5 protein-coding genes and 2 pseudogenes are annotated in these 5,699 nt (G+C 37.2%); 3 read left to right on the forward strand and 4 right to left on the reverse strand.

What is annotated here, in order from left to right; translation table 11 throughout:
• Positions 1-181: 181 nt before the first annotated feature.
• Positions 182-416, reverse strand: a pseudogene (locus BAMA_RS25325) (DnaD domain-containing protein); the annotation flags it as partial.
• A 92-nt stretch (positions 417-508) separates the two neighbouring features.
• Here BAMA_RS25325 and BAMA_RS22900 point away from each other — a divergent pair.
• A complete protein-coding gene (locus BAMA_RS22900) occupies positions 509-1,729 on the forward strand; it encodes an MFS transporter (RefSeq protein ID WP_034644299.1) in 1,221 nt (406 codons plus the stop codon).
• Positions 1,730-2,072: 343 nt separating this feature from the next.
• Here BAMA_RS22900 and BAMA_RS22905 read toward each other — a convergent pair whose 3' ends face one another.
• Entirely contained in the window at positions 2,073-2,507 is a 435-nt protein-coding gene (locus BAMA_RS22905; protein ID WP_034644304.1) for a DUF4279 domain-containing protein, read from the reverse strand.
• A 539-nt stretch (positions 2,508-3,046) separates the two neighbouring features.
• On the opposite strand from BAMA_RS22905, the gene sstT reads away from it, so the two are divergent.
• Both sstT and BAMA_RS22915 read left to right on the forward strand, forming a co-directional pair.
• A complete protein-coding gene (gene sstT / locus BAMA_RS22910; protein WP_034644301.1) occupies positions 3,047-4,285 on the forward strand; it encodes a serine/threonine transporter SstT in 1,239 nt (412 codons plus the stop codon).
• Positions 4,286-4,522: 237 nt separating this feature from the next.
• Positions 4,523-4,762, forward strand: a complete 240-nt coding sequence (locus BAMA_RS22915; RefSeq protein ID WP_084158095.1) for a hypothetical protein — start codon at positions 4,523-4,525, stop codon at positions 4,760-4,762.
• 83 nt (positions 4,763-4,845) lie between these two features.
• On the opposite strand, the pseudogene BAMA_RS24340 reads toward BAMA_RS22915, so the two are convergent.
• A pseudogene (locus BAMA_RS24340) lies at positions 4,846-5,028 on the reverse strand (dihydrofolate reductase family protein); the annotation flags it as partial.
• Positions 5,029-5,341: 313 nt separating this feature from the next.
• Positions 5,342-5,683: an LCI fold-containing protein gene (locus tag BAMA_RS22920; RefSeq protein WP_034644302.1), complete on the reverse strand. Its 342-nt coding sequence runs from the start codon at positions 5,681-5,683 to the stop codon at positions 5,342-5,344.
• Positions 5,684-5,699 lie beyond the last annotated feature (16 nt).

A 5,699-nucleotide genomic window follows, 5' to 3' on the forward strand; every position in this document is an offset into this window, starting at 1 on the left:
TATACATGAATTATACCTCACTTTATACATGGATGTATAACAGAAAAATTACAGAAAATGACAAATAGGCATACGAAAAATAGTTGAAATTCGGCTTTTGACATGGCAAAAGCCACGCCCTATCCCGACCTCGCTGTCACCCCACCCCTAAAGGAGTTGGGCTTTCTCACTCGGAGAATTTGTAAAAGTAGCGCTCCTCCGGCGTTAAATCTAGCACAAAGTCATCTTGCCAAAAATTCACCTGCACATTTCGGTATACTGCCATACATATTCCTCCCGCCTTTTTAGATTCCAACTTATAAATAAGGCTGAGAACGAAAATCTGGTAATGAAATGAAAAGATTACGACGACATTTTTTCTGTAGTAGTTTTTTGTTTTGTTTTTGTAATGATTTATTACTTGCAAGGGGCTTCATAGGGGCTTATAAGGACATACGTATATCTCTTGCATGAATAACAAAACCTATCGTAAGTCGTGATGATTGAATCAATGAGATAGGGTGAAATTATGAACACAATACATCATTCAAAAAAAGGATATTTTATGATGGCGATTTTGTGGCTTGCCTATGTTACCTTCTCTATGAACTGGGTAGCTGGCTCCTCTTTATCGCCACAAATCACTGACACCTTTTTCGGCGGCCCAGTTGCCCCGCTCGTTTCAGAAGTTGTCAACTATTCCATCACAACAGCTCGTGTATTTGCGAATATATTAGCTGCGATTGTACTCATGAAGCTCGGTCCTAAAAAAGCAGCTGGCGTAGCGATTGGACTATTAATGATGGGGCTCGTCGCGATTTACTTACCAAATTACTGGGCATACACAGTCGCAAGGATGTTCATGGCTGTTGGTGGTTCAATGGTAATCGTCTACATGAACCCAGTTGTTGCACACTACATTACAGACTCAAAAACAAAACTGCGTATTAACGCTGCCAATACGGTTGCTTACAATACAGGCGCATTCATCGTTGCCGTTTTATTTACCACCTTTGCGACGCAAATGATCGCCGATTGGCGCACAACTTTAACGTGCTTCGCTTCCTTAACGGTCTTATTCTTCATCGCTTGGATATGGAAAGCAGAAGACTTTGAAGTGAATGAAGATAATGAAGGTGAAACATTCGGATACAAAGACGCATTTAAGGACGCATTCTTATGGCGCTATGGCCTTGCATTTGCCTCCTTCTTAACGTTATATGTACTATCACTCGTAAGCATGAAAGCTGTTTTTGAAAAATACACACTGCTAAACGGCTCTGTCACAAACTTACTAATTTCCGGATTTGGCATACTCGGCACATTCGCCGGCATTGCTATCGGAAACAAAGGAATACCACGAAGACCAACACTTATCCTCTCCGGCATCGGAATGGTTGGCTCATTCGTAATTGCATTATTTTTCGCTAATACACTGCCGCTTCTTTCCTACGCGTGTATTGCAATATCAGGCTTTATCATGTTCATTCAGTACCCAATCTTTTTAAACCTCCCTCACGAACTACCAGGGATGACGCCGCAGCGGCTCACAATTATGTTCGGACTCTTCTGGGCAATCGCCTACGCTGGCCAAACAATTACAACGATCATTTGGAGCTACATGTTAGGAGCGATGGGTTATACACCATCGATGATTTTCTGGATTGCCGCTTCAAGTTTATATATTTTATTGGTCGCTACGTTTCCAGAGACAAGGAAGAGAGAGAAGGATGTGCGGAAGACGGCTTGAGGATATTAAAAAGTGTCCACATGTTGAACATGTGGACACTGATGTTTTTGTGGTAGGTTTTCTTGATTAAAATTCTTTCTGCTTGATCTGTTTTGTATTTTTTGAAATGTATCTTCTTTTATATGGGTCACGTCTGAATCTGAATATGTACTTACCGTTTTTTAAATTTGGCTTTAGTAAATCTTTTTAACCGTTTATCCCGCATTAACGAGCTGTAAGACTCCCACCTCAAAACTTAAGAAAAAGCGAAGAAGTTTAGGTGGAAGATTAACAGCCCGTAAATGCCCGATTGGTCGGGCTAACACTCAGTGAGGGATGAAGACCCCCCCCACTGAGTGAAGTTTCACTTTATCTCCTCACCATAAGGATTGGCATATAAGTCAATGTCCACATCCGCTTTAACGCTGTTAGCAAATTCAATTACAGGAATATCTAAATAAAAAGCTGGTGTATGACCATCATTCATTTTGATGACAATCGTGAACCTACATTGTAATCCAAATTCTCTTTTGAGTTCATTGATAATGGATGCCTTATCTCTTATCTGCCCAATCACTTGCTCCATCAATTCTCCTACATCCAGTGATTCCTGATATCCCGTACCTAGTTGCCAACATGAACAACTTCTCGTGTGGTTCTCAGTTTCACTTATTTTTCTAATGATGTCACCCTTTTTATAACTTTCTGTTGGAGTGATTCCCAATTGTTCGGAAACCATTTCTAACGGAAAATCTTCTCCGTACAACTCGAAATACACCATTACTTGCGTTTGATCCAATACTCTCACACCTTTATTAATCTCATTATCAATTTTATCATTTTGTATATCCTGACTGCAGATTGATACAACAATTATCAAAAATAAATGATTTCCCTGTACCTCTTACTGCTATCCATACTAAAGATAATTACCCAAATACATATACACTATAGCCTCATCCGCATTAACAAAGCAAAGGATTGGGATTTTCTCCGTGAGAATGGTCATACACTTGTATTTGAAGAAATATAAACAGTACCGTTAGCTTCCCTTTTTACAATTCGATAATTAAGATATTTCTAAAAATAAAATAAATAATATTGTTATATATGACAATAATCATTATAATACTATTTATTAGAAACATAGTTTTCTCTATAAAGTGGAATGTGATGAATATGGCCATCCTTATAACTTTAATTATCTGAATATTTCCACTAAGAGAATTTTCGAAGACCTCCTGAAAAAAATTTAATTTTATGATGGGGTTGTGAGAAATGCATAATTCTATACTATCAATGCTGTAATTTATCTTAAACAAATGGGGGGGAATATTTATGAACAATGTATTGAAAAAATGGGGTCAATTAAGTTTAGTAAAACAAATTATTATCGGTTTGATTATTGGTATTATTCTATCTATAACAATCCCAGAAGTAGCAAAACCTCTTGTCATTTTAGGCTCTTTATTCGTAGGTGCTCTGAAAGCAATTGCACCTGTATTGGTACTCTTCTTAGTTATGTCAGCAATCGCACAACACAAGAGTGGTCATCAAACGAATATGAAATCGATTATTTTCTTATACCTTTTAGGAACCTTTTTAGCTGGATTAATCGCTGTTATTGTAAGTTTTATTTTTCCTGTAAGCTTAACACTCGCAAAAGGTGCTGAAGATGTGACTGCCCCTGGCGGTGTTGTAGAGGTTCTCAAAGTATTATTGCTGAACATTGTTGATAATCCAGTGAAAGCAATTTATAACGCGAACTATGTCGGTATTTTATCTTGGGCAGTACTGCTTGGATTGGCTCTGCGAAATGCTTCTGATACAACAAAAACGGTGATTTCTAATGTCTCAGATGCAGTATCAAAAATCGTTACATGGGTTATTAAACTTGCACCACTAGGAATCATGGGTCTAGTTATTGAATCTATTACTACAAATGGAATTGAATCGTTACTAAGCTATGGGAAATTACTCGCTGTTTTACTTGGTTGTATGCTTTTCCTAGCTTTAGTTGTCAATCCAATCATCGTGTTCGTATGTATACGTCAAAATCCTTACCCACTTGTGTTTACATGCTTAAAGGAAAGTGCTATGACAGCATTCTTTACAAGAAGCTCTGCTGCAAATATTCCTGTAAATATAAAATTATGTGAAAAGCTAGGTTTGGATAAGGATACCTATTCCGTATCCATCCCATTAGGTGCAACAATTAATATGGGCGGTGCTGCTATTACGATTTCCGTTTTAACACTTGCAGCGGTCCATACACTTGGCATTCAAGTGGACATCCCTACAGCAATCATCCTCAGCGTACTGGCAGCTGTATGTGCTTGCGGTGCTTCAGGGGTTGCTGGTGGATCCTTGTTACTAATTCCCCTTGCATGTAGCTTATTTGGAATCCCACCTGAAATTGCGATGCAAGTAGTCGGAGTAGGATTTATCATAGGGGTATTACAAGATTCTTTCGAAACGGCACTTAACTCATCCACAGACGTACTGTTCACAGCAACAGCTGAATTTAAAGAGTGGCGTAAAGACGGGAAAGAAATAACTATCAGCAAAGCATTATAAAGTGAAACTTCACTCAGTGGGGTTTTCTTCATCCCCCACTGAGTGTTAGTTGAACCAATCGGGCTTTTACGGACTTTTAATCTCCCACCTAAACTTCTTCGCTTTTTTTCAAGTTTTGAGGTGGGAGTTTTACAGCCCGTTAATGCGGGATAAAATATATCCATAAATAAAAGACAGTGAGCAAAACTCCTGTCTTTTATTATTGAAAATCTCAAACATAATAATTGGAGATCAAAAATGAAATTCACCAAAAAACGAATATTATTCATAAGTATATTAACGATGACCTTAGTTGTTATTTTTGCAACAAAAGAATCAAAAATACACGATTTCCCTGTACCTCTCACCGCTATCCACATTCAAGATAATCACCCAAATACATACACATACTATAGCCTCATCCGCATCAACGAAGCAAAAGGTTGGAAGTTTCTCGGTGAAAATGGCCATACACTTGAATTTCAAAAAGGAGATTGAAAAGTTATTGTATTGAATTATCCAGGAGATAGGAAGTATATGATTTTTGAAGAGTGATACAATATTACTCTTCCGCAATGACCTTAATCATAAATGATATTATAAGTAGACTTAATAACCCCGCTAGTATATTCCTTCACTTCCACTAAATTTAATGCAAAGCACGGCTTTACACTACCAAATAGAGAAACCCCGGTACCAACCATAATAGGATTCACCTTTAATACTAATTGATCAATGAGTTTACACTTTATTAAAGCGCCTGATTACAACAACTCTGATACTGGACCTTATAGAAGCACACCTGATTTTTTAAATTCTTAATTCCCAGCAATACAGCTAAAACAAGTATTCAGGCCAAGGATACTTGTTTTATTTTATAAAGAAGTTATAACACAAAAAGAGTCATATTATTGTTTTCGGATAAGAAAAAAAGAACAGTACATTCATAATCATTGAGCCTATTTATGGAGAACACGGAGAAGTCAAAGCTGATGTAATCAGGGAACGAGAAATGCCGAGGAATATAATAGATAAATAGAAAAGACACTCGTATAAGTGTCTTTTGATGAAAACCTTTTATCTTCCTACATATACGCCTTCATAATGACCATATTTAGCACCCCATGGTAATTCCTCAACAACCCCTTTAAAATGCCATCGAATTCCTTCACTGGTAAAAGTGTTTGCAAAATTACCTGTTGAACTATAGAAATCATAAGTTTTATAAACACCACGGTTCGCATCATAAGTATATGTAAAACCATATTCATTATTAGTTGATGATAATAGTTTTACTGATTTAGATTCTTGTGCAATTGGTATAGTATTCGTATTATCTAGAGCTGCAGCTGAAGCTCCCATACCTCCTGTTAATGCCATTCCAGTTGCTAATGCACCTACTACTAATTTTTTAAACATATAACTATCCCCTTTA

This window comes from Bacillus manliponensis, assembly GCF_000712595.1.
Taxonomy (GTDB): Bacteria; Bacillota; Bacilli; order Bacillales; family Bacillaceae_G; genus Bacillus_A; species Bacillus_A manliponensis.